At 69.3% G+C, this 23,402-nt stretch carries 24 protein-coding genes; 12 read left to right on the forward strand and 12 right to left on the reverse strand.

Annotated features, from left to right (window positions below; genetic code table 11):
• Nucleotides 1-21: 21 nt before the first annotated feature.
• The 4 genes from VHAB30_RS25225 to VHAB30_RS25240 all read right to left on the reverse strand — a co-directional run bounded on the left by VHAB30_RS25225 (nt 22) and on the right by VHAB30_RS25240 (nt 5,181).
• Nucleotides 22-1,131 carry a serine hydrolase domain-containing protein gene (locus tag VHAB30_RS25225; protein ID WP_159278985.1) on the reverse strand — a complete coding sequence of 370 codons (1,110 nt, stop codon included), beginning with the start codon at nt 1,129-1,131 and terminating at the stop codon, nt 22-24.
• A 115-nt stretch (nt 1,132-1,246) separates the two neighbouring features.
• Nucleotides 1,247-2,632, reverse strand: coding sequence for an L-serine ammonia-lyase (locus VHAB30_RS25230; RefSeq protein WP_174250298.1), 1,386 nt, complete (start codon nt 2,630-2,632; stop codon nt 1,247-1,249).
• A 4-nt stretch (nt 2,633-2,636) separates the two neighbouring features.
• A complete protein-coding gene (locus tag VHAB30_RS25235; protein ID WP_070061374.1) occupies nt 2,637-3,806 on the reverse strand; it encodes a M20 aminoacylase family protein in 1,170 nt (389 codons plus the stop codon).
• Between the two features lie 25 nt (nt 3,807-3,831).
• Complete coding sequence (locus VHAB30_RS25240) at nt 3,832-5,181, reverse strand: DUF3100 domain-containing protein (protein WP_095948491.1); 1,350 nt, start codon at nt 5,179-5,181, stop codon at nt 3,832-3,834.
• A gap of 112 nt (nt 5,182-5,293) precedes the next feature.
• Between VHAB30_RS25240 and VHAB30_RS25245 the strand changes: the two genes are divergently transcribed.
• Nucleotides 5,294-6,271: a LysR family transcriptional regulator gene (locus VHAB30_RS25245; RefSeq protein ID WP_159278988.1), complete on the forward strand. Its 978-nt coding sequence runs from the start codon at nt 5,294-5,296 to the stop codon at nt 6,269-6,271.
• Between the two features lie 56 nt (nt 6,272-6,327).
• Complete coding sequence (locus VHAB30_RS25250; protein ID WP_159278990.1) at nt 6,328-6,786, forward strand: CopD family protein; 459 nt, start codon at nt 6,328-6,330, stop codon at nt 6,784-6,786.
• On the opposite strand, the gene VHAB30_RS25255 is transcribed toward VHAB30_RS25250, so the two are convergent.
• The 5 genes from VHAB30_RS25255 to VHAB30_RS25275 all read right to left on the reverse strand — a co-directional run bounded on the left by VHAB30_RS25255 (nt 6,783) and on the right by VHAB30_RS25275 (nt 10,784).
• A complete protein-coding gene (locus tag VHAB30_RS25255) occupies nt 6,783-7,190 on the reverse strand; it encodes a hypothetical protein (protein ID WP_159278992.1) in 408 nt (135 codons plus the stop codon). The two genes, VHAB30_RS25250 and VHAB30_RS25255, sit on opposite strands and share 4 nt — an antisense overlap.
• Nucleotides 7,191-7,203: 13 nt before the next feature.
• The gene (locus tag VHAB30_RS25260; protein ID WP_159278994.1) at nt 7,204-7,779 is read right to left on the reverse strand and encodes a hypothetical protein; all 576 of its coding nucleotides are present in this window, start codon (nt 7,777-7,779) and stop codon (nt 7,204-7,206) included.
• 86 nt (nt 7,780-7,865) lie between these two features.
• Complete coding sequence (locus tag VHAB30_RS25265) at nt 7,866-8,324, reverse strand: VOC family protein (RefSeq protein WP_159278996.1); 459 nt, start codon at nt 8,322-8,324, stop codon at nt 7,866-7,868.
• A 13-nt stretch (nt 8,325-8,337) separates the two neighbouring features.
• A complete protein-coding gene (locus tag VHAB30_RS25270) occupies nt 8,338-9,576 on the reverse strand; it encodes a CaiB/BaiF CoA transferase family protein (protein ID WP_159278998.1) in 1,239 nt (412 codons plus the stop codon).
• A gap of 8 nt (nt 9,577-9,584) precedes the next feature.
• Entirely contained in the window at nt 9,585-10,784 is a 1,200-nt protein-coding gene (locus VHAB30_RS25275) for an acyl-CoA dehydrogenase (RefSeq protein ID WP_062470370.1), read from the reverse strand.
• A gap of 185 nt (nt 10,785-10,969) precedes the next feature.
• Between VHAB30_RS25275 and VHAB30_RS25280 the strand changes: the two genes are divergently transcribed.
• From VHAB30_RS25280 to VHAB30_RS25290, 3 genes are all read left to right on the forward strand, one after another.
• Nucleotides 10,970-11,872, forward strand: coding sequence for a LysR substrate-binding domain-containing protein (locus tag VHAB30_RS25280; protein ID WP_159279000.1), 903 nt, complete (start codon nt 10,970-10,972; stop codon nt 11,870-11,872).
• A gap of 63 nt (nt 11,873-11,935) precedes the next feature.
• Nucleotides 11,936-12,430 (forward strand): helix-turn-helix domain-containing protein, encoded by a 495-nt coding sequence (locus tag VHAB30_RS25285; RefSeq protein ID WP_159279002.1) that lies wholly within the window; start codon nt 11,936-11,938, stop codon nt 12,428-12,430.
• Nucleotides 12,423-13,142 (forward strand): nucleotidyl transferase AbiEii/AbiGii toxin family protein, encoded by a 720-nt coding sequence (locus VHAB30_RS25290; RefSeq protein WP_159279004.1) that lies wholly within the window; start codon nt 12,423-12,425, stop codon nt 13,140-13,142. Before VHAB30_RS25285 ends, VHAB30_RS25290 begins: the two co-directional genes overlap by 8 nt.
• A gap of 16 nt (nt 13,143-13,158) precedes the next feature.
• Here VHAB30_RS25290 and VHAB30_RS25295 read toward each other — a convergent pair whose 3' ends face one another.
• Nucleotides 13,159-13,668, reverse strand: a complete 510-nt coding sequence (locus VHAB30_RS25295) for a GFA family protein (RefSeq protein WP_159279006.1) — start codon at nt 13,666-13,668, stop codon at nt 13,159-13,161.
• Between the two features lie 120 nt (nt 13,669-13,788).
• On the opposite strand from VHAB30_RS25295, the gene VHAB30_RS25300 reads away from it, so the two are divergent.
• Together VHAB30_RS25300 and VHAB30_RS31295 are read left to right on the forward strand one after the other, a co-directional pair.
• Nucleotides 13,789-14,502: a 2OG-Fe(II) oxygenase gene (locus VHAB30_RS25300; RefSeq protein WP_159279008.1), complete on the forward strand. Its 714-nt coding sequence runs from the start codon at nt 13,789-13,791 to the stop codon at nt 14,500-14,502.
• Nucleotides 14,503-14,728: 226 nt separating this feature from the next.
• Nucleotides 14,729-16,693, forward strand: a complete 1,965-nt coding sequence (locus VHAB30_RS31295; protein ID WP_159279010.1) for an adenylate/guanylate cyclase domain-containing protein — start codon at nt 14,729-14,731, stop codon at nt 16,691-16,693.
• Nucleotides 16,694-16,724: 31 nt separating this feature from the next.
• Here VHAB30_RS31295 and VHAB30_RS25310 read toward each other — a convergent pair whose 3' ends face one another.
• Entirely contained in the window at nt 16,725-17,168 is a 444-nt protein-coding gene (locus VHAB30_RS25310) for a YbaY family lipoprotein (RefSeq protein WP_159279012.1), read from the reverse strand.
• 31 nt (nt 17,169-17,199) lie between these two features.
• The gene (locus VHAB30_RS25315; protein WP_159279013.1) at nt 17,200-19,194 is read right to left on the reverse strand and encodes an acetoacetate--CoA ligase; all 1,995 of its coding nucleotides are present in this window, start codon (nt 19,192-19,194) and stop codon (nt 17,200-17,202) included.
• Nucleotides 19,195-19,294: 100 nt separating this feature from the next.
• Here VHAB30_RS25315 and VHAB30_RS25320 point away from each other — a divergent pair, with 100 nt between their 5' ends.
• Genes VHAB30_RS25320 through VHAB30_RS25340 form a run of 5 tightly spaced genes read left to right on the forward strand, consistent with a single transcriptional unit; the run spans nt 19,295 to nt 23,354 of the window.
• Nucleotides 19,295-20,074 carry a TetR/AcrR family transcriptional regulator gene (locus VHAB30_RS25320; protein WP_235926918.1) on the forward strand — a complete coding sequence of 260 codons (780 nt, stop codon included), beginning with the start codon at nt 19,295-19,297 and terminating at the stop codon, nt 20,072-20,074.
• Complete coding sequence (locus VHAB30_RS25325; protein WP_159279014.1) at nt 20,071-21,018, forward strand: ABC transporter substrate-binding protein; 948 nt, start codon at nt 20,071-20,073, stop codon at nt 21,016-21,018. Before VHAB30_RS25320 ends, VHAB30_RS25325 begins: the two co-directional genes overlap by 4 nt.
• Nucleotides 21,015-21,800 carry an ABC transporter ATP-binding protein gene (locus tag VHAB30_RS25330; RefSeq protein ID WP_139703481.1) on the forward strand — a complete coding sequence of 262 codons (786 nt, stop codon included), beginning with the start codon at nt 21,015-21,017 and terminating at the stop codon, nt 21,798-21,800. Before VHAB30_RS25325 ends, VHAB30_RS25330 begins: the two co-directional genes overlap by 4 nt.
• Complete coding sequence (locus VHAB30_RS25335) at nt 21,793-22,563, forward strand: ABC transporter permease (protein ID WP_159279015.1); 771 nt, start codon at nt 21,793-21,795, stop codon at nt 22,561-22,563. Before VHAB30_RS25330 ends, VHAB30_RS25335 begins: the two co-directional genes overlap by 8 nt.
• The gene (locus tag VHAB30_RS25340) at nt 22,560-23,354 is read left to right on the forward strand and encodes an ABC transporter permease (RefSeq protein WP_159279016.1); all 795 of its coding nucleotides are present in this window, start codon (nt 22,560-22,562) and stop codon (nt 23,352-23,354) included. The genes VHAB30_RS25335 and VHAB30_RS25340 overlap by 4 nt, the downstream gene beginning before the upstream one ends.
• The last annotated feature ends 48 nt before the right edge of the window (nt 23,355-23,402 follow it).

The raw sequence follows: 23,402 nt of genomic DNA on the forward strand, positions 1-23,402 counted from the left end.
GCCTCATCTTTCCTTTGGGGTTCAGGGAGGGGTGGCGGCCGCAGGTGAGGCCACCGGTGCAGCCGCGAGGATGTGTGCCGCGAGCACGGCGAACTGGTCGGTGCGGACCTCGCTGCGTTGGAACCAGCCCTTGCTGTTGTCGACACGGTGCACCACGACGAGGTCGCGCTTGCGATCGACCATCATGAACTGGCCGCCGGCACCCACGGCCAGGAGCAACTGGTTAGGCCCGCGCTGCCAGAACGGGAAGCCCTTGAGCGGCACCCACCACAGATAGCCATAGCCGCTCCAGCCGGGTCCGACGGTCGTGTACGAGGTGGTGCTTTCGGTCACCCAGCCGGCCGGGACGATGCGCTTGTCGTGCCACATGCCGTCGCGCGCCATCAGCAGGCCGATGCGGGCCAGGTCGCGCGCCGACAGATGCATCACTTGGGCCGGGTGCTCGGAGCTGCGTTCGAGCCGGGACTCGGTGTCCTGCGGGTAGCGGAAATCCTGGAACTGCAGCGGTTCGGCCAGGTCGGTCTTCAGCGCCTCGAAGACGCTGCGTCCGGTGCGGCGTTCGAAGATGGTGCCCAGCACGTTGGCGTCCCAGTTGTTGTAGTACCAGAACTCGCCCGGCGCATGGCTGCCCCGGGCCGGTCGCTCGGCCTTGGCCTGGGCGGTCTCGTAGGCGGCCGGATGGTAGACCCCCGAGCGCAGCTGCAGCAGCTGCCGCACGGTGGCCGTGCGTTCGGTGTCGCTGAGCCCGTCCTTGTCGCCGATGCCGAGCTGGCCCAGCGTCTGGTCCAGGTCGATCTCGCCGCGGCCGACGTGAATGCCGTAGAGCACGCTCTGCACGCTCTTGCGCACCGAGGCCAGGTTCATCGGCTTGTCGATGTCGCCGTAGGCATGCACGAGCACGCCCTTGTCGATCACGAGGTAGGCGTCGGACTTGATCGATGCGGCAAACGCATCGGCCACCTTGAGCTTCGCTTCGGACCAGTGGCTCGGTTCAGCCACGCTCGGGGTGGCCCACTGCGCGGCGGGGAACACGCCGGCCGCGGGCACGGCGTGCGCGGCGCACAGCAGCAGCACGGCAGACAGCGCGGTGCGCAACACGCCGGGCAAGAGACTGCGCGGAAGACCGGCCATGGGCATCTCGACTCCTGAAAGTCGTGCGCCTTGGAAACGACGTGGGAACCTGGGGGCTGCGGGGCCCGGCGCGACGAGCTTCGCATTCTGACGCAGCGACGCCAGCCTTGCTGCCTCAGCACTCCACCACGTTGACCGCAAGCCCCCCCAGCGAGGTCTCCTTGTACGTGGACTTCATGTCCTCGCCGGTCTGCTTCATGGTGCGGATCACGGCGTCGAGCGACACGTAGTGGCTGCCGTTGCCGCGCAGCGCCATGCGCGAGGCGTTGATGGCCTTCACGGCGCCCATCGCGTTGCGCTCCACGCAGGGAATCTGCACCATGCCGCCGACCGGGTCGCAGGTCAGGCCCAGGTTGTGTTCCATGCCGATCTCGGCCGCGTTCTCGACCTGCGCGGGCGTGGCGCCGAGCACGGCGGCGAGCGCGCCCGCCGCCATCGAGCAGGCCACGCCGACCTCGCCCTGGCAACCGACCTCGGCGCCAGAGATGGAGGCGTTGGTCTTGTAGAGCATGCCGATGGCCGCGGCGGTGAGCAGGAAGTCGACGATGCCATCGTCGCTGGCCTGCGGCACGAAGCGCTGGTAGTAGTGCATCACGGCGGGCACCACGCCGGCCGCGCCGTTGGTGGGCGCGGTGACGACACGGCCGCCGGCCGCGTTCTCCTCGTTCACCGCCATCGCGAAGGCGTTGACCCAGTCCATGGCCGCGAGCGGATCAGCGGCGCCGGCCTGTGCCAGCAGCTCGCGGTGCAGCTCGGGCGCGCGGCGGCGCATGCGCAGCGGGCCGGGCAGCGCCTGCGCGGCGAGCGGGTTGTCGATGCCGAAGCCGCGCTGCACGCACTGCTGCATCACGCCCCAGATGCGCAGCAGGCCCGCGCGCACCTCAGCCTCGGGCCGCCACACGCATTCGTTGCGCAGCACCAGCGTGGCCACGGAAATGCCGTGCGCGCGGCACTGCGCCATGAGTTCGTCGCCGGTCGTGAAGGGATGCGGCACGGCCGCAGCCGCCGCTGCCGTTTGCGCCACGGCCTGCCCGCCCTCGACGACGAAGCCGCCGCCGACCGAGAAGTAAGTGCCTTCGGCCAGCACGGCGCCGTCGGCCGCGAAGGCGGTGAAGCGCATCGCGTTCGGGTGCTCGGGCAGCGACTCTTCGCCGCGAAAGGCGATGTCGCGCACGCGGTCGAAGGCGATGGGCGTGGTGCCCAGCAGCGCGAGCTGGCCGGTGCGGCGCAGCACGTCGAGGCGCGGCTGCACGGTCTCGGGCCGCACGGTGTCAGGCGCGTCGCCGAAGAGGCCGAGGATCACGCCCTGGTCGGTCGCGTGGCCGTGGCCGGTGGCGCCGAGCGAGCCGAACAGGTCGACGTGCAGCCGCGCCACCTGCGCGAGCAGGGCGCGCCGTTCGAGCGATTGCGCGAACAGCAGCGCGGCGCGCATCGGCCCGACGGTGTGCGAGCTGGACGGGCCGATGCCGATCTTGAAGATGTCGAAGGCGGAGAGCATCAGCGCATCATGCGACCGGAAGCTGCTGTTTGACCAGCGCCACCCAGTAGGCCGCACCGAGAGGCAGGATGTTGTCGTTGAAGTCGTAGTACGGGTTGTGCACGTTCGGGTCGTTCGGGCCCTCGCCCGCGCCGATGCCGATGTAGGCGCCGGGGCGCTTTTGCAGCATGAAGGCGAAGTCTTCCGAGCCCATGGCCGGCGGAATGTCGGTGTGCACCTGCTCGATGTCGACCAGGCTGGCCGCCGCCGCGATGGCCGCGTCGGTCTCGGCCGGCGTGTTGACCACGCCGGGGTAGCCGCGGCGGTATTCGAGCGCCACCTTGGCGCCGTGCGTGGCGGCCACGCCGTCGCAGATCTGCTGCATCGCCGCCTGGGTCTTGTCCTGGATGGCGGCGTCGAGCGTGCGCACGGTGCCGCGCAGCACCACGGTCTCGGGAATGACGTTCCAGGTGTCGCCGCCGTGAATCTGCGTGACGCTGACCACGGCCGCGTCGGTGGCGCCGGTGCGGCGGCTCACGATGGTCTGCAGCGCGTTGATGAGCTGGGCCGAGATCACCACCGAGTCGATGCCGGTCTCGGGCATGGCGCCGTGGGCGCCCTTGCCGGTGATGACGATCTCGAAGGTGTCGAGAAAGGCCGTCATGGTGCCCTTGCGGATCGCGAAGCGCCCGCGCGGCAGGCTCGGAAAGTTGTGCATGCCGTAGACGGCGTCGGCCGGGAACTGCTCGAACAGGCCCTCTTCCACCATCACGCGGCCGCCGCCTTCGTTTTCCTCGGCGGGCTGGAACACGAAGTGCACCGTGCCCTGGAAGGGCTTGTGGCGCGACAGGTGCTCGGCCGCGCCCAGCAGCATCGCCGTGTGGCCGTCGTGGCCGCAGGCGTGCATCTTGCCGACGCATTTGGAGGCATGCGCCTGCGTGCCGAGCTCCTGCATGTTGAGCGCGTCGAGGTCGGCGCGCAGCGCGATGCTGGGGCCCTCGCCGTTCTTCAGCGTGCCGACCACGCCGGTGCCGGCCAGGCCGCGGTGCACGGGCAGGCCCATGAGCATCAGCGCGTTGGCCACCACGTTGGCGGTGCGGTGTTCCTCGAAGGCGGTCTCGGGGTTGGCGTGGATGTCGCGGCGCCAGCTGAGCATGCGGGCGCGGGTGTCTTCGGCAATCTCGGGGTCGCGGTACATGGCGTTTATCTCTCGTGGGACGGAATCAGTGGAAGAACTCGGCGATGAACGTGGCGCCGAGGAAGGTGCCGGCGGTGGCGGTGAGCGACACCACCACGATGCGCCAGCCGAGCCGGCGGAACACGGGCAGGTCCTTGGCGACCGAGAAGCCGGCCAACGCCAGCACCGGCGTGGTGAAGGCCAGGAAGTTGAGCTTGGCGGTGATCGCGATCAGCGCGTCGGAGAACGGGAACAGGCCCGGGATGCCGACCACGGTGGCCACCACCGAGAGCACCAGCACCATCGGCAGGCGCGGCACGAAGCGCTTGATGGCTTCGACGGCGCCGGCGATCGCCACCACGGCGAGCACGCCTTCGAGCGACACCAGCACCGGTACCTTGTAGGTCACGGCATTGCCGATGAGCACGCCGCCGCCCACCACCAGCCAGGCCAGCAGCGTGTCGCGCAGCGAGGTCGGCGCGGCGTGGGCCACGTCGGCGCTCGAGACGTTCGCGCCCGCGTCCACGGCGGCGCCCTGTTGTGCGCCATGCTTCGAGAAGCGGCCCAGCACCGGCTCCAGCTTGCCGTAGAGCCACGAGCACAGCGGCAGCGAGAGGAACAGCGTGAAGTAGAAGCCGGCCACGGTGGTCAGCAGGTTCGACGCGGCGGCAATCGCCGTGAGCTGCGGCAGCATCTCGGGCGGGCTCTGCGCGGCGATGGCGCCCAGCGCCGCCGCCATCAGGCTGCCCGAGCCCACGCCGGCGCCCATGGCCAGCGAGCGCGGGTCGAAGATGTGCAGGCTGGCGATGAAGCCCGCCAGCACCGCGATGAAGAGCGCGCCCAGCACGGTGCCGGTGATGTACTCGGCCAGCACGCCGCGGCCTTCGGGCGAGGCCATGCCGTACTTCTCGCCGATGATCACGAGGTTGCCCTCGCGGCCCACCGAGAAGGTGGCGCCCACGGCCTCGCGCTTGATGCCCAGCAGCAGCGCCAGCGGCAGGCCCAGCGCCAGGGTGCCAAGCGCATGGCCGAACTCCTGGAACAGCAGCGCCCAGCCGGCCTGCTTGACCTGCGGCAGCGCGGCGCCGACCGTGAGGCCCAGCTTCACCACGAACAGCAGCAGGCCCGCGTTGAGCAGGCCGCCGGCCAGCGACTGCTGCGCCGTGGCCACGCGCACCACGCCCGGCACGCGCCGGTGCGCGATGCCCCAGGCGGCGGCCATGAGCAGTGCCCACAGCATCGGCAGCAGCACCACCTTGCCGGGGCCGACGCTGAACTGCGTCGGGCCGATGAGTTCGGCCACGGCCACGAGGACCAGGGTGACGACGAGGAGCTTGAATTTGCCGGCGGCGCTGGAAGGCGCTACGGCTGCAATCGTGGAGGCAGCGGAGGTCATGGGTGGGCGTTTTCGAGGGGTGCCGGCGAGTTTCAGGCGGCGAGCCTCTTGCATCAATGACCGCAAATAAGGATATTCGTTGCATTGAATGCAACACTCGGAGACGACCGCCATGGACGACAAGCTCGACACCCGCCGGGTGCGCTACTTCATGCAGGTGCTCGACAGCGGCTCGGTGCGCGGTGCGGCCGACGTGCTCGACATGGACCCGTCGGCCGTGAGCCGCGCCATCGGCATCCTGGAGACCGAGTGCGGCCTGCCGCTGCTGGAGCGCCACGGACGCGGCGTGGTGCCCACCGACGCGGGCCAGCTGCTGGCCGGCTACGTGCGAAGGCAGCAGGGGCAGAAGCAGCACCTGCTGGCGCAGATGGACAGCATCCGCAAGATCGAGAGCGGCCACATCGACATCGTGGCCGGCGAAGGCTATGTCGACTGGCTCATGCGGCACAGCCTGCGCATCTTCATGGCCAGCCACCCGAAGATCACGGTGAACCTGGACGTGGCCAGCACCGACGAAATCGTGCGCCGCGTGATCGAGGAGCGCGCCCACATCGGCATGCTGTTCCAGCCGCCGAAGGACGAGCGGCTCACCTCGCACCAGTCGCACGCGCAGCCGATCCAGGCCATGGTGCTGGGCTCGCACCCGCTCGCGCAGCTGGAGCGCCCGCTGAAGCTGGCCGACCTGCTGCCCTACCCCGGCGCCACGCTGCACCGCAATTTCGGCGTGCGCCAGCACATCGAGGCGGCAGAGATCAGCGAGGGCGTGCGGCTGCCCGCGCTGCTGACCACCACCTCGTTCAGCGCGCTGGGCCACTTCGTGTCGGCGGGCCTGGGCTACACGCTGGGCACGCGCATCTCGCTCACGCCCAATGCCGACCACCCGTCGCTGGTCGAGCTGCCGATGAAGAACCCGCTGCTGTCGCAAGGGCGCTCGCACATCGTGTCGCGGCACGGCCGCCTGCTGCCGCCGGCCGCGGCGACGCTGCTGCGGCAGGTGGTGGCGGACATGAAGCGCTATGCCGACTCGATCGCGGGCACAGGCACCGCCAAGCCCCGCGCGAGCACGCGCGGGCGCGGCGCGACGGGTTGAAGGGCATGGGGCCTTGCGTTGCGTGCGCGCACGGTTCGGTGTTCTGATCGGAGCCCATGTCCTACCTCGCTCCCCTCTTCGTCCACCTGCTGTGTGCCGCCTTCTGGGTCGGCGGCATGGCGGTCATGCACTTCGCCGTGCGCCCCGCCGCCGTCGCCACGCTGGAGCCGCCGCTGCGCCTGCGCATGATGGCCGCGACGCTGCGGCGTTTCTTCATCGGGGTGGACGCGTCGGTCACGCTGCTGTTCGTGAGCGGCTTCGCGATGATCCTCGCGACCGGTGGCTTTCGCGCCGTGCACTGGCGCGTCGAGGCCATGATGGGCATCGCGCTCGTGATGGCGGCGATTTACGTCTACATCCGCGCCTCGGTGTTCCGCGCCTTGCGCCGCGCGGTGGACGACAGCGCCTGGCCCGTAGCGGCCGCGCGGCTCAATACCGTGCGCCAGCTGGTGACGCTGAACCTCGCGCTGGGCGTGGTAGTGTTCGCGGTGGCGGTGATGGGGCGCGGCGGCTAGCCGTTGCCGCGGTCGAATTCGACCTGCGGCTCGCCCGTGCAAAGCACGGAAACGCAATCGGTGAATCCGGCCACCAGGTATTCGTGCACATCGCCGTAGAACAGCCCGACACAGCTGCCGGGCCGCGCCGACTCTTGCGACAGCCAGCCACCCGACTGAATGGAGAACACCCAGCCGTTCGGCAAGGAGCACGCGGGCCAGTACTCGCCGAGATCGCGCTCGTCCATGACGCGGTAAGCCACCACATCGTCGAAGCGGACCCGGAGGGACGCGTCGCTTCCTGCCTCCTGGATGACGACCGTGAGTTGCTTCACCGCATAGTCGACACGCACGATCTCCCAGGTGCCTTCGCCATCGAATGCAATGGACACCGCGACGGCCTCGACCTGGACCGTTTCAGTCATCGCCCGACAGCCCTCAGCGTTCGCCCAGCACCGCGCCGTCGACCGGCTTCTGCAGCCACTGCGCGATGTCCTCGCCCAGCTTGTAGGTGACGACACCGACCATGCTGCAGGTGCTGCGCGGCATGCCGAAGTAGATGAACATCTGGCGCTGCGCCGTGAACTTGGCGGGCGCCGTGCCCTCGCGCTCCAGCGTGCCGCGCAGCTGGACGATCTTGGGGCCGCCGTAAAGGCCGCCCGCGTTCGCGAGCAGGTCGGTGATCTCCAGCTTCAGCACGGGCGCGCCCTGCGCATTGGCGGGCAGCGGCGGTGCGAGCAGGAACTCGTAGGGCGCGAGCAGCTGGTCCTGCACGGCCTGGCGCAGCGAGGCGGGCACGTCGCACGCATCATCCGCCTTCGACAGCGCGACGCCCTTGGCGGTGGTGCCGTAGGCCACGGGCGCCATGAGCACGCTGTTGCGCGCCGTGGCTTCGGGCGGCGGGGGTTCGGGGGCCGCAGGCTGGCGCGTGCCGCAGGCGGCCAGCAGCGAGGCGGCGCCCGCGAGTGCGAGAAGCCGCGCGGCAATGCCCGCGGCGAACGGATGTTCGGTCATGTGGAATCCCCCTGAATGATTGTTCTGCGCCGGGTGGCGCGCGCCGATTCTGCGCCCGCAGCGGCGGGCACAAGGCGCCGCAGAGTCTAGGCCGCGGGGCCCTTCAGTTCAACGCCATTGCCATCGGGATCCTCGATGTAGATCGAAGGCCCACTGCCTTCGGCCCCGAAGTTGTTCTGCACCTCGCCCTGCACCGGCACGCCGTGCCGCGCCATGCGCGCGCGGATCGCAGCCTCGTCGAAGGGCTCGATGCGCAGGCAGAGGTGATCGACGTTGCGCCCCTCGCGCCCGGCCAGCGCGCCGCCCTGGCGGCCCAGCTTGCCGTCGTGCGTGACGAGGTCGATGAGGCTGCTGCCGGCGCGCAGGTGCACGAGGCCGAGGTCGTCGCGGCGCTTCTCGAGCGTGCAGCCGAGCACGTCGCAGTAGAAGGCCATGGACCGCGCGGCGTCGCGCACGCGCAGCACGACGTGGTCGATGCGCAGCACCGCGAACGGCGGCGCATCGGCCACGGAAGAAGCTGGAGACGAAGCAGGCGAGCGCGTCATGCCCGCCAGTGTGTCAGACCACCCCGGCCGCGCGCAATGCCTCGAAGCGCGAGGCGTCGACGCCCATCTCGGCCAGCACCTCCTGCGTGTGCTGCCCGAGCGCGGGCGGTGCGCGGCGCAGCACGGGCGGCGTGGCCGTGAGGCGCAGCGGGCTCGCCACGCCGGTGATGCTGGCGATGCCGTCGCCCGCGTCGCGCGGCAGCGTGACGGCCAGGCCGCGCGACTTGACCTGCGCGTCGTCGAAGGCCTGCGCGATGTCGTTGATGGGGCCGCAGGGCACGGCCTTGTCTTCGAGCAGCGCGACCCAGTCGGCGGTGGTGCGGGTGCGTGTGAGCTCTTCCATCATCGGGATCAGCACGCCGCGGTGTTTCACGCGCAGTGTGTTGGTCGCAAAGCGTTCGTCGGCGGCCCATTCGGCGTGGCCGGCGGCTTCGCAGAAGCGCGCGAACTGGCCGTTGTTGCCGATGGCCAGCAGCATCGAACCGTCTTGCGTCGGAAAGTCCTGGTAAGGCGCGAGGCTCGGGTGCGTGTTGCCCTGGCGGCCCGGCGCCTTGCCGGTGTTGAGAAAGGCGCTCGCCTGGTTGGCGAGGATGGCCATGCCCACGTCGAGCAGCGCCATGTCGATGTGCTGGCCTTCGCCCGTGCGGTCGCGCACCTGCAGCGCCGCGAGGATGGCGGTGCTGGCGTACACGCCGGTGAACAGGTCGGTGAGCGCCACGCCCACGCGCAACGGGCCACCGCCGGGTTCGCCGTCAGGGCGGCCGGTGATGCTCATCATGCCGGTCATGGCCTGGATCATCAGGTCGTAGCCCGCGCGCTCGGCGTAGGGGCCGTCGTGGCCGAAGCCGGTCACGCTGCAATAGATGAGGCGCGGGTTGGCCGCGCGCAGGCTTTCCTGGTCGAGGCCGTACTGCTTGAGGCCGCCGGTCTTGAAGTTCTCGACCACGATGTCGGCCTGCGCCGCCATCTGCTGCAGCAGCGCCTGCCCCTCGGGCGTGGCCATGTCGATGGTGACCGAACGCTTGTTGCGGTTGCAGGACGTGAAGTAGCTGGCCTGGTCGGTGTCGTGGCCGTTCGCGTCCTTCACGAAGGGCGGGCCCCAGGTGCGCGTGTCGTCGCCGACGCCGGGGCGTTCGATCTTGACGACGTCGGCGCCCAGGTCCGCGAGGATCTGCGTGCACCACGGGCCCGCGAGCACGCGGGACAGATCGAGGACCTTGATGCCGTCGAGTGCTGCGGGCTTGGTGCTCATGCGTTCGTTCAGTTGGCGAAAGCTGCGATGCCGGTGATGGCGCGGCCCAGGATCAGGGCGTGAATGTCGTGCGTGCCTTCGTAGGTGTTCACGACTTCAAGGTTCACCAGGTGGCGCGCCACGCCGAACTCGTCGCTGATGCCGTTGCCGCCCATCATGTCGCGCGCCATGCGGGCGATGTCCAGCGACTTGCCGCAGTTGTTGCGCTTCATGATCGAGGTGATCTCGACCGCCGCAATGCCTTCGTCCTTCATGCGGCCCAGGCGCAGGCTGCCTTGCAGGCCCAGCGTGATCTCGGTCTGCATGTCGGCCAGCTTCTTTTGAATGAGCTGGTTGGCGGCGAGCGGGCGGCCGAACTGCTTGCGGTCCAGTGTGTACTGGCGGGCGCGGTGCCAGCAGTCTTCGGCGGCACCGATGGCGCCCCACGAGATGCCGTAGCGGGCGCTGTTCAGGCAGGTGAACGGGCCCTTGAGGCCTTGCACTTCAGGGAACGCGTTTTCTTCGGGGCAGAACACGCCGTCCATGACGATTTCGCCGGTGATGCTGGCGCGCAGGCCGACCTTGCCATGGATGGCGGGGGCGGTCAGGCCCTTCATGCCCTTTTCGAGCACGAAGCCGCGGATCGGGCCGACGGTGCCGCTTTCGCTGACTTCCTTGGCCCACACGACGAACACGTCGGCGATGGGCGAGTTGCTGATCCACATCTTCGAGCCGCTCAGCGAGTAGCCGCCCGGCACCTTCTTGGCGCGCGTGGCCATGCTGCCGGGGTCGGAGCCGTGGTCGGGTTCGGTCAGGCCGAAGCAGCCGATCCATTCGCCGGTGGCGAGCTTGGGCAGGAACTTCTGCTTTTGTGCTTCGGTGCCGAATTCGAAGATCGGCACCATCACCAGCGAGCTCTGCACGCTGGCCATCGAGCGGTAGCCCGAATCGACGCGCTCGACTTCGCGGGCGATCAGGCCGTAGGCCACGTAGTTCAGGCCAGGGCCGCCGTACTGCTCGGGGATCGTCGGGCCGAGCAGGCCGAGCGCGCCCATTTCGCGAAAGATCGCCGGGTCGGTTTCGCCGGTACGGAAACCTTCGATGACGCGGGGCGCCAGGCGCTCCTGGCAGTAGGCGTTGGCCGCGTCGCGGATCATGCGTTCTTCGTCGGTCAGTTGCTGGTCGAGAAGAAGGGGGTCGTCCCAGTGGAATTGCGCTTTGGCGGCCATGTGGATGTCTCCGGAAAAGGAAGAAGAAACAAAAGAAGGGGGAATGCGGTCGATCGTAGCCACGCAGGAGGCCTGGCGCAAACGATGAATCCTCACCCAGATATGCGTCTGGCGCACATCTTGAGAGATACATCTTGTTGATTTACCGGTGAAACCAGGACGCCAGTCATACACTCCCGGCATACATGCGCCGCAAGATCCCGCCCCTGCAAACCCTCGTGTGCTTCGACGCCGCCGCGCGCCACGAGAGCTACACCCGCGCCGCGCAGGAACTGGCGCTCACGCAGAGCGCGGTGTCGCGTCAGGTCGGCGCGCTCGAGGCCTTCCTGGGCGTGGCGCTGTTTCGCCGCACGCGGCACGGCGTGGCGCTCACGGCCAGCGGCGCTGCCTACGCACGCCAGATCGCCCGCCGCCTGGAGGCCATGGAACGCGACACGCTCGACGCCATGGCGCACCAGGGCGAAGGCGGGTCGCTGTCGCTGGCCGCGGTGCCCACCTTCGCCACGCGCTGGCTGGTGCCGCGCCTGCGCGGTTTTGCGGCGCTGCAGCCCGACGTGGTGGTGCACATCGAGACGCGCACCCGTCCCTTCCTGTTCGCCGACGCGGAATTCGACGCCGCGCTGTACGCCGGCACACCCGCGCAGGTCGAGAACTGGGCCGGCACGCGCGCGCTGCTGCTCATGCATGAAGACGTGGTGCCCGTGTGCAGCCCTTCATTGCTGCCCCACGGCAAGGCCGTATCGCCCGAAGCCATCGCACAGATGCCGCTGCTGCAGCAGAGCACGCGCCCCGACGGCTGGCGCCAGTGGTTCGACGCGCAGCAGGTCGACGCGCCCACCGCACGTGGCGGCCCGCGCTACGAGCTGTTCTCGATCCTCGCCGCCGCCGCCTCGCACGGCCTGGGCGTGGCGCTCATGCCGACCATGCTGGTGGCCGACGAGCTGGCGCGCGGCGAGCTGGTGGTGGCCTGCCCGCGGGCGCTGTCGGGGGAGCGCAGCTATTACCTGGTGACGCCGGAGCGGGCGGACCAGCGGCCGTTGTTGAAGCTGTTCAGTGACTGGCTGTTGGGGCAGGCGCGCGAAGGTTGAAGCAGCCAAAAATGTATCTCTTACTAGACATTTCATTAGTTTTGCCTAATATGAGATACACATATGCCATCCACCGCCCCGCCGACCTTGGACAGAGCCAGCCGACGCCTTGAAGCGTTCGGCCGGCACATCCATGCCCGTCGGAAGTCGCTCAGGATCAGCGCCACCACGGCCGCCGAGGCGGCGGGCATGTCGCGCATGACGCTGCATCGCATCGAACGCGGCGAGCCCTCCGTCACGATGGGGGCCTACATGAACGCCCTGGCGGCATTGGGTCTGGATGTCGAAGTGACGGCACCGGTCGCAGGCACCGCCAAAGAGATGGCGACGCCGGCGCCTTCGCGCACGCCGACGCAGACCGTCCGGGTGGGCGACTTCGCGCAGTTGCGCCGCCTCGCCTGGCAATTGCCCGCGGACGCGGAACTCACCCCCGAAGAGGCCTGGGGCACCTACGAACGCAACTGGCGCCACGCCGATCCGTCCGCGCTCGAGGACAACGAACGCCGGCTGCTGGCCGAACTGGCCCACCTGCTGGGCCGAAAGCCACTGGATGTTTGAGCGCGCCCACCATCGCCAGGTGGCCGAGGTGCTCGCGGCGCTGAATGCGCCCCTGCTGGCGGACAACCATTGCCTGTTCGGCGGCGGCACCGCCATCGCGCTGCGCCATGGCGAATACCGCGAGTCGGTGGACATCGACTTCCTCGTGTCCGATGTGGCGGGCTACCGCTGCCTGCGCCAGCTCGCCACCGGCAGCGAGGGACTGCGCGCGTTGGCCCGGGAAGGCGCGACCTTGCAGCAGGTCCGCGAGGTGCGCGCCGATCAATACGGCATCCGGAGTGCCGTTCGCGTGGGCGAGACGGACATCAAGTTCGAGATCGTGCTCGAAGCGCGCATCGCACTCGAAGCCCCCGGCGCTGCAGACCGCATCGACGGCATCGCCACCCTCACGCCGCTGGACATGGCGGCAAGCAAGCTGCTCGCCAACTCCGACCGCTGGGCCGACGACAGCGTGTTCAGCCGCGACCTGATCGACCTGGCCATGATGCAGCCCGGCAAGCCCCTGCTGCAGCGCGCGGCAGGCAAGGCGCGGCTCGCCTACGGGGACAGCATCGATGCCGATCTTGCGAAGGCCGCCGACGCGCTGCTGGCGCGGACCGGACGCATGGAGCGGTGCATGCACATGCTGCAGATGACCGCGATTGCGCCGGCCTTGCTGCGCAAGCACATCAAGGCCCTGCTGCCGCGAGCGAAGCGCAGCCCCGGCACTTGAACCGAGGCAGATCCGGTCAGTCCTTCGCAGCCGGCCGTGCGCCCTCTTGCGCGTACGCCTGAATCATCGCCGGAAAGGCGTCCATCGCAGGCAAGGTGCCGAAGCTGTGCTTTGCGGGCGTCGTGGCCCATGGCAGCTTCTCGTCGGTCCAGGTTTCCGCAAAGGGCACGACCCATTCGTGTCGGTCGAGCATGGTGGCGCGCAGGTTGACGAAATAGTCCATGCCCTCGGTGCGCGTGAACATCCAGCTCATGCAGTGCGGGCAGAAGAAGTGGTGCGACTCCTCGCCGTGCAGCCCGCCGACGACAGGTTCGCCCGACACCACTTCGAAGCCCGGCGTCGGGATGGCCAACGACAGCGAGAACGCACTGGCGCTCATGCGCTGGCAGCCGGTGCAGTGGCAAGCCATGGCCAGCAGCGGCGGTGCGGTGATGCGCAGGCGCACCTGGCCGCAGCGGCAGCCGCCGGTCCAGGGGAGTTGCCAGTCGTTGGCGGTGTCTTGGGGGGTGTGGTTCTGGGTGCTCATTGAATGTGAATGCTTTCAGGCTGGGTCTTCAGGATGATCGCTCAAGCCGGGCCCTGCCCCACCGAAAACCGCGTCCGAAAACGGCGAGCCCGCATCCCGCCGCCGCGCGACACTGCCCGCATGAGTTCTTCCGTCGCCGCCCGCATCCACGCCCTCGACTGGCCCCGCATCGATGCCGACCTCGCCGCGCGCGGCTGTGCCGTCACCGGGGCGTTGTTCACGCCCGCGGAATGCGCCGCGCTCACGGCCATGTACGACGAGGGCGCGCGCTTTCGCAGCCGCGTGGTCATGCAGCGCCACGGCTTCGGACAGGGCGAGTACCAGTACTTCGCGAACCCGCTGCCTTCCAAACTCGTGGCGTTTCGCAGCGCGCTGTACGAACGCCTCGCGCCGCTGGCCAATGCCTGGGCCGCGGCCATGGGCCAGCCGGCCGACTACCCACCGGACCACGCGGCCTACCTCGATCGATGCCATGCGGCGGGCCAGCTGCGCCCCACCCCGCTGCTGCTGCGCTACGGCGAAGGCGACTACAACTGCCTGCACCAGGACCTGTATGGCGACCTGCAATTTCCGCTGCAGCTCACGGTGCTGTTGAGCCGGCCCGGCGAAGACTTCACGGGCGGCGAGTTCGTGCTGACCGAGCAGCGCCCGCGCATGCAGTCGCGCGCCGAGGTGGTGTCGCTCGCGCAGGGCGAGGCCGTGATCTTCGCGGTGAACCAGCGGCCGGTGGCGGGCACGCGCGGCAGCTACCGCGTGACGATGCGCCACGGCGTGAGCCGCGTGCGCAGCGGACAGCGCCACACGCTGGGCCTGATCTTTCACGACGCGCGCTGAATAGAACGAACGTCCGTTCGCAATCAAGCCCTCGGGCGCAGCAACATCGCACCAAGCGTGCAAAGTTGCACACATGTACCAAATACAGGCGAAAATCCCGCGCGCATCCGGGGGATTGCCAGGATGGCCGGCGCACACGATCGGCCCCGCAACACCCTCCGGACGCCGGACCACGACCTCGTGAGGAGGAGCCGGGGTCCGTTCCGAGTTGTCGTCAGGGAGCTGTATGTACAAGGAATCGTCCGGGCCTCCGGATGGGACGGGTCGCCCGTCTTTCGCGCACGTCACCACGCCGGTGCCACCATCCCAGTCCCCTTCCACCGCCGAGAGTCCGCCGCCCCGACGCCCGCGTCGCTTCCGGGTCGATGTCGGCTCCATCGTCAGTGCCGTGGCGCTCGCGCAGTCGCTGCTGCTGGTCACGCTGGGCTACTGGGGCTCGCAGCGGCTGGTGACGACGATCGGCACCTCGGCGCACAAGTCGAACCACGACCGCACGGAAGACAAGGTGCTGGCCTTCCTGGCCAAGGCCGAATCGGCGGTCGGCGCGATCGGCAGCTCGCCCAGCCTCACGCCCGCGGGCGAGAACGTGGACCGCACGGCCGAGCTCCTGTGGACGCTGCTGCAGCAATCGCCCGAGCTCGACAGCGTCTACGTGGCGAACGTCGAGGGCAAGATGCTGATGGCGCTGCGCTACCCGGTGCCGGCGATCCGCCACATCGCGCGCGGCGACGGCTTCACCACCGAGACCTGGCAGTACAAGCTGCCGCTGGGTTCCGAGGCCGACGTGCAGCAGCGCTTTGCCACGCAGCGCGTGGAGGCCTACCGCAGCAACTACAACCCGACGCAGCGCAGCTGGTTCGTGCAGGCGCGCAAGACGCAGGGTCCGGTCTGGACCGTCCCCTATGTGTTCGCCGCCGCGCAGGAGCTGGGCGTGACCTACGCGCTGCCCAGCCAGCGCCGCCAGGCCGAGGGCAGCCCGCAGGCGATGGTGGTGGCGGGCGACGTGTCGCTGGGCCGGCTGTCGGAGTTCGTGCGCCTGTTCAGCCGCAACGGCAATGGCAACAGCGCGCTGCTGAGCGCCGACCACAAGGTGCTCGCGCGCAGCGACATGCCGGGCGTGCTGCACACGCTCGAAGCGCCCACGGGCGCGCTCGGCGCACTGAACGCGCAGATGGTGGCCGACGGCATCGCCGGCAGCGGCAGCGACAAGGCCTTCGCCTTCAGCCACGAGGGGCGGCGCTACCTGGTGCAGGCCTCGCGCATTCCCGCCACCGGCTGGCAGCTGGTCAGCTGGGTGCCCGAAGACGTGCTGCTGGGCGGCCTGCGCCGCGCGGTGGCGTGGTCGTTGCTGCTGGCGCTGGTGTTCCTGGGGCTGGCGCTGTACATGTCGCTGAAGCTCTCGAAGCTGGTGACGGCACCGGTCGAGAACCTCTCGCGCATCGCGCACCGCATCGGCCGCCTCGAGCTCGACGACCTGCCGCGCGAGCCCAGCCGCGTGCTCGAGATCCAGCACCTCGATCAGGCGCTCGACGATTCGGCGCGCAGCCTCAAGGCCTTCAGCAAGTTCGTGCCGGTGGACGTGATCAACCAGCTGGTGGCGCAGGGCCACGCGCTCGCGCCCAACGGCTCGCCGCGCCAGGTGACGGTGATGTTCACCGACGTGGAAGGCTTCACGTCGATCTCCGAATCGATCGCGGCCGACGTGCTGGTGCGCCAGCTGACCGACTACTTCAACCTCGCGGCCGCGGTGTTCGCACGCCACGGCGGCGTGATCGACAAGTTCATCGGCGACGGCATCATGGTGCTGTGGGGTGCGCCGGCCGACCTGGAAGACGCCGAGTACAAGGCCTGCCGCGCCGCGCTCGAGCTGCACGCCGAGATGCACCAACTCAACCGGCAGTGGGCCGAACAGGGCCTGCCCGAGTTCCGCACGCACATCGGCATTCACACGGGCGTGGTGGTGGCGGGGGTGCTGGGCTCGAACGACCGGCTGTCGTACACGGCGTTCGGCGACGTGGTGAATGTGGCGAGCCGCATCGAAGGCGCGAACCGCCAGCTGGGCACGCGCATGCTGATCTCGGAAGTCACCTTCGCGGCGCTGAACGGCCGGTTGGCCACGCGGCGCATCGAAGAGCTGGTGGAGCTGCGCGGCCGGCAGACGCGCATGGTGCTCCACGAACTGCTGACCTGATCCGCGCGAGCCTGTCGCGCGGATCGGTCGATCAGCGCGAGGGGCGCGGCGGCGCAGGCGGCGTGGCCACGCGCACCAGCATCAGGTTGGCGGTGGTGCCGTTGCCCTGCGTGAGCACCGAGTACTGCGTGTCGTTGATGAACAGCAGCTGCTCGCCGCGCGTGATGCGCGCCGCCACGGCGTAGCGCATGCGCGGGTCGATGCGCGCGGCATCGACGCTGAGTTCGAAGGCAAAGGGCGGCTGCTTGCCGTTGGCGGGAATGCGCTGCTCGGCGAGCACGACCGAGGGTGCGTCCATGCGCGACACGTCGAGCAGTTGCACGCGCACTTCGGCTGCAGGGTCGAGCGCGATGCGCTCGCGGTAGGCCACGGTGCCCGTCACGCGCAGCGGTGCGGCGGCGGGTTGGGCCGGCGTGCCCGGCGAGCCGCCCGCGCAGGCGCTCAGGACGGAGGCGCCGGCAACGGCGGAGAGCATGAGGAGGCTGGTGCGTCTTTTCATCGCCCCATTATGCGGAGGCCCGCTGTGCGGCGAAAGCCACATACCAGTCCAGGCTGCCGGGGTTTGCCATCGCCTCGCGGTTCACCACCTTCTCGATGGGCTGGCCCAGCAGCAGCTTCTTGATCGGCAGCTCCTGCTTCTTGCCCGAGAGCGTGCGCGGAATCTCGGCCACCTGGAAGATGTCGTTGGGCACGAAGCGCGGCGACAGCGAGGTCTTGATCGCGTTGTTGATGCGCGTGCGCATGGCCTCGTCGAGCGCCACGCCGGGGCGCAGCACCACGAACAGCGGCATGTAGCTGTCGCGGCCCAGGTATTCGAGGTCGACCACCATCGAGTCGAGCACCTCAAGCAGGCCTTCGACCGCGCTGTAGATTTCGCTGGTGCCCATGCGCAGGCCCTGGCGGTTGATGGTGGCGTCGCTGCGGCCGTAGATGATGCAGCCGCCGTCGCTGCCGATCTTGATCCAGTCGCCGTGGCGCCACACGCCCGGGTAGGTGTCGAAGTAGCTCGACACGTAGCGCGCATTGCCTTCGTCGCCCCAGAAGTACAGCGGCATCGACGGAATGGGCTGCGTGCACACCAGCTCGCCGACCTCGCCGATGACCGGCTGGCCCTGCTCGTTCCAGGCCTCGACCGCATGGCCGAGTTCGCGGCACTGCATCTGGCCCGGCACTTCGGGCAGCTCGCGGTTGCCGCCGACGAAGGCGCCGCAGAAGTCGGTGCCGCCCGAGATGTTGCACCACCACACCTCTTTCGAGCCCGCTTCGAGGATCTGCTGCGAGCCCCAGCGCTGCACCTCGTCGGGCAGCGGCGAACCGGTGCTGCCGAGCGCGCGCACGCGCGACAGGTCGCCGCAGTCTTTCGCGACGAGCCCCGCCTTCATGCAGTTGGTGAAGTAGGCCGCGCCCGCGCCGAAGAAGGTGACACGGTGCTTCGCGACGAAGCGCCACAGCACGCCCCAGTCGGGCTTGTCCTTGCTGCCCGCCGGGTTGCCGTCGTAGATGCAGATGGTGGCGCCGAAGGCCAGGCCCGAGAGCTGCGAGTTCCACATCACCCAGCCCGTGGAGCTGTACCAGTGGTAGCGCTCGCCGAAGTTGTTGGCGCCGTAGCTCGCGCCCACGTCGTTGTGCAGGCCGCAGGCGTGCATGGTCAGCAGGATGCCGCCCTGCCCGTGCACGATGGGCTTGGGCAGGCCGGTGGTGCCGCTTGAATAGACGATCCAGATCGGATGGTCGAAGGGCAGCCACTCGGGCTCGAAGGCTGCGACCTGCGCGTCGTCGCGCGCGATGGCCTGCTGCCATTCGACGTCATGCGCCACCGCGTTCGCGGCAAAAGGCGACTGCACGAGCAGCAGCTTCTGCACACTCGGCAGCTGGCCGCGCAGCTCCTGCAGCACGGTGCTGCGGTCCAGCGGCTTGCCGCCGTAGTGCACGCCGTCGACCGCGATGAGCAGCGTGGGTTCGATCTGGCGGAAGCGGTCGGCCACGGCGGCCGTGCCCATGTCGGGCGCGCACACGCTCCACACCGCGCCGATGCTGGAGCAAGCGAGAAAGGCCACCATGGTCTCGGGCACGTTCGGCATGTAGGCGGCCACGCGGTCGCCGCGGCGCACGCCGAGCGACTTGAGCGTGAGCGCCACCGCGGCCACCTGCCGGCGCAGCTCGGGCCACGACAGCTCGCGCACCTCGCCGCGTTCGTTGTCGCTCACGATGGCGGGCAGGCCGGCCGCATGGGCCGCGTCGGCGTGGCGCAGCACCTCGCGCGTGTAGTTGACCTGCGCACCGGGAAACCAGCGCGCGCCGGGCATGCGACGTTCGGCGAGCACCGCGGTGTGCGGCGTGGGCGAGCGCAGGCCGGCGTAGTCCCAGATGCTCTGCCAGAAGGCATCGAGGTCGGTGACGGACCAGCGCCACAGCGCGTCGTAGCTGTCGAAGGCCAGGCCGCGCGTGTCGCGCAGCCAGTTCTGATAAAGGCGGATCTGGGGGATGTTGGGAGCGGGCATGCCACGAGCGTAGCGCCGCGAACGGCCGTGCTCAATGAGGGTTGACCTCAGGGTTTGTACGTGTGTTCAACATTTTTGTACAGCCGTTCAATACGCCCCCATGAACGCTCGCACACCGCCGGCCCGCAAACGCAGCGCCTCTCGAGGCTCAGGCACCTCAGGCGCCCCGACCGTCGCGCCCGAGCCCGCGCGGCCCGACCGCCGCCAGGCGATCCTGCTGGCGGCCGAGAAGCTCTTCGCGCAGCACGGCTACCACGCCGTGACGATCCGCCAGATCGCCGAAGAAGCCGGCGTGCCGCTCGCGCTGGTGGGCTACTACTTCGGCCCGAAGCACGAGCTGTTCCACGCGATCTTCGAACACTGGAGCCACAGCATCGAGGAGCGGCTGGCGCGCCTCGCGGCCGTGACCATCGACCCCGACGACGCGCGCACGCTGCCGCGCATCATCGAGGCCTTCACCGCGCCTGTGCTGGCGCTGCGCGCGAGCACCGAGGGCGAGTACTACGCACTGCTGGTGGCGCGCGAGCTGTACCACGCCACCGAGGAAGCCGACCGCGTGCTGCGCGGCTACTTCGACCCGCTGGCCGAGGCCTACATCGACGCACTGCACGTGGCGCTGCCGCACGCCACGCGCAGCCAGGTCGCATGGGGCTACCAGTTCGCGCTGGGCGCGCTGCTGCACCACCTGACCGACAGCCGCATCGAACGGCTCTCGCGCGGCGAGAACACACGCGCCGACCCGGCCGTGGCGCCGATGCTCGTGAACTTCATCGCCGGTGGCCTGCGCGCCGCGCTGCCGAAACCGAAGGCGGCTTCAAAGGCCCCCGCCGCCAAGTCCTCACGCACGAAAAAGACCATCCCCAGGAGACCCCAGCCATGATGAAAAGACGCACCCTGCTGTCGGCGCTCGCGGCCGCATCGGCCACCGCCTCGTTGCCTTCGCGCGCCCAGCAGGCGCACCCGAAGATCGTGTTCGGCTACACCGCGGTGACCGACTTCGCCTCGGTCTTCGTGGCGGCCGAAGAGGGCTACTTCAAGAAGCGCAACCTCGACGTGGAGCTGAAGTTCATTCCGCTGAACTCCACCATCCCGGCCGCACTGCAGTCCGACTCGCTACAGATCGGCGGGCCCACGCCCTCGGTGTTCCTGCAGGCGGTGGACGGCGGGCTCGACCTGGTGCTGGTGGCCGGCGGCGGCCTCACCTCGAAGACGATCACGGGCTTTGGCCTCGTGGCGCGCGCGGGCTCGGGCATCAAGAGCGCGCAGGACTGCGTGGGCAAGAAGATCGGCGTGCCGGGGCTCGGTGCCTTCCTGCACGTGACCTTCCGCGCGTGGCTGAAGGACAGCGGCGTCGACTACCGCAAGGTCAACTTCATCGAGGCCGCGTTCCCGCAGCATGCCGACCTGCTGCGCGGCGGCTCGGTCGATGCGGTGGTGTCGGCCGACCCGTTCATGAGCCGCATCACCGAGAGCGGCGCGGGCTACGTGGCCTCGTACTACTCGACCTTCCTGCCCGAGAACAACCAGACCATCGTGCACGCGGCCAAGCGCGAGTGGGTGGCGAAGAACCCCGCCACGGCGCGCGCCTTCCGCGAGGCACTGGTCGAGGCCGGCGCCTTCATCCAGCTGCCGAAGAACGACGCCAAGGTGCGCACGGCCATCGGCAAGTACATCAAGCTGCCGCCCGAGGTGCTGGCCAAGGTGCAGGTCTCGCCGCCCGGCCCCGTGGTCACCGACAAGCAGCTGGGCTACTGGACCGGGCTCATGAAGGAGCAGGACATGCTCAAGACGAACATCGACGTTGCGAAGCTGATCGCCAAGTGAGCGCGGCCGCCGATTCCTTCCTGCGCTTCGACGGCGTCACCATCCGCCTCGGCGGGCGCGAGATCCTGTCGCCCACCTCGTTCGACGTGGCGCGCGGCGAGTTCGTCTGCATCGTCGGCCCGAGCGGCTGCGGTAAGACCACGCTGCTGCGCGCGGCCAGCGGCCTCGTCACCGCGAGTGCCGGCGAAGTGCGGCGCAAGGGCGTGCCGATGACGGCGCCCTCGCGCGAAGTGGCCTTCGTGTTCCAGGACTACGGCCGCGCGCTGCTGCCGTGGCGCACGGTGGAAGGCAACGTGAGCCTGGCGCTCGAAGCGGCCGGCGTGCCCGCGGCTGAGCGCGCACCGCGCATTGCCGACGTGCTCGGCAAGGTCGGGCTCGCCAAGCATGCGCACAAGTTTCCGGTGCAGCTGTCGGGCGGCATGCAGCAGCGCGCGCAGATTGCCCGCTGCCTCGCGCAGAAGCCCGAGCTGATGATGATGGACGAGCCCTTCGGCGCGCTCGATGCGCTCACGCGCCAGAGCCTGCAGGACGAACTGGCACGGCTGGTGCGCGACGACGGGCTCACGGTGCTGTTCGTCACGCACGATCTCGAAGAGGCCATCTATCTCGGCGACCGCGTGATCGCGCTGCAGGCCAACCCCGGGCCGGGGCGGCCGAGCCTGGCGCGGATGATCGACGTGAAAATTCCGCGCCCCCGCGACCAGCTCACGACCAAGGAGCATCCGGAGTACCTGCAGTTGCGGCGTGAGCTGTTCGCCTTCATCGAGCAGGGCCATGACTGAAGGCCGCCTCTTGCGCTGGTTGCGGCCGTGGGTGTTTCCCGCGCTGCTGGTCGGCGCCTTCGAGTGGTACGCGCGGCGCGCGGCGGCATTGGGCAGCGATGCGCTCGCTCCGCCGAGCGCGGCGGCCAAGGCCTTTGTCGGCGCGGCGATGGACGGCTCGCTCTGGCAGGCCACGGGCTTCACGCTCGGCACGGCGGCGCTGGGCCTGCTGCTGGGTGCAGTGCTCGGCATTGCGCTGGGGCTGGTGCTCGGGCTCTCGCGCCGCGCGGCGCAGCTGGGTGCCGTGTCCATCGAGGTGCTGCGTCCCGTGCCGTCGGTCGCGCTGATCCCGCTCGCGATGCTGGGCTTCGGTTTCGGCGTGCGCATGGAAGTGGCGATCGTCGCCTTCGCCACCTTCTGGCCGCTGCTGGTGCTGGTGCAGTCGGCGGTGCAGCAGATCGAGCCCCGGCTGCTCGAGGTGAGCCGCGTGCTCGGGCTGTCGGCGCGCGAACGCGCCTTCAAGATCGTGCTGCCGGCCATCGTGCCTCGCCTGTTCGTCGCGCTGCGCCTCGGTGTGGCGGTGGCGCTGGTGGTGGCGGTGACGGTCGAGATCGCCGCCAATCCGCACGGCATGGGCTACGCGATGATGATCGCGCAGCAGAGCTTCGACCCCGCCCTGATGCTCGCGTGGCTGGGCTGGATCGGCGTGGTGGGCTTCGCGGTCAACGCGGGCATGGTGCGCCTGCAGGCCATGGTCGCGCGACGCATGGGGGTACAGCCATGAACAACAACCGCAACGACCGACTGGGTCTGGGGTGGCTGGGCTCCGTGGGCGTGCTGCTCGCGCTGGTTGCGCTGTGGTGGGTGGCGAGCAACGCGGGCTGGGTCAGCCGCGTGTTCCTGCCGACGCCGCAAGCCACCTTCGCGAGCCTGCTCGAAGGGCTCAATCTCTCTTCCGGCAATTCAGGCAATGGCGAACTGCTCGCCTTCACGCAGGCCACGGTCGGCCGCATGGTCGAAGGCTGGCTGCTGGCGTCGCTCTTCGGCGTGCTGCTGGGCGCGGCCATCGGCGTGTCCCCCGCGGTGCGTGCGTGGGTGCAGCCGACGCTGGAGTTCATCCGCCCGCTGCCCGCCTCGGCGCTGCTGCCGCTGGCCATTTCGATCTTCGGGCTGAACCCCGGCATGGTGCTGTTCGTGGTCGCCTTCGGCGCGATGTGGCCGGTGCTGCTGGCCACGGTGCACGGCTTCGCGGCCGTGGAGCCGCGCCTGTCGGAGGTGGCGCGCTGCCTGCAGATGTCGCGCACCGCGTACATCTGGAAGATGGGCCTGCCCAATGCCATGCCCGACATCCTGGCCGGCATGCGGCTGGCGCTGACCATCGCGCTGATCGTCGCGGTGGTGGGCGAAATGATCGCCTCGCAAAGCGGCCTGGGCCAGGCCATTCTTCTGGCGGCGCGCGCCTTCCGCGCCAGCGATCTGTTCGCCGGCATCGTGCTGCTCGGGCTCATCGGCTTCGTGAGCAACGCGCTGCTGGCCTTGGCCGAGAAGCGCCTGCTGCGCTGGCAGCAGCCCTGATTGATTCGATCGATTCCTTCAAAACCTACACCCCACAAGGAGCCTCGC

Source organism: Variovorax boronicumulans (assembly GCF_009811375.1).
Lineage (GTDB): Bacteria > Pseudomonadota > Gammaproteobacteria > Burkholderiales > Burkholderiaceae_C > Variovorax > Variovorax boronicumulans.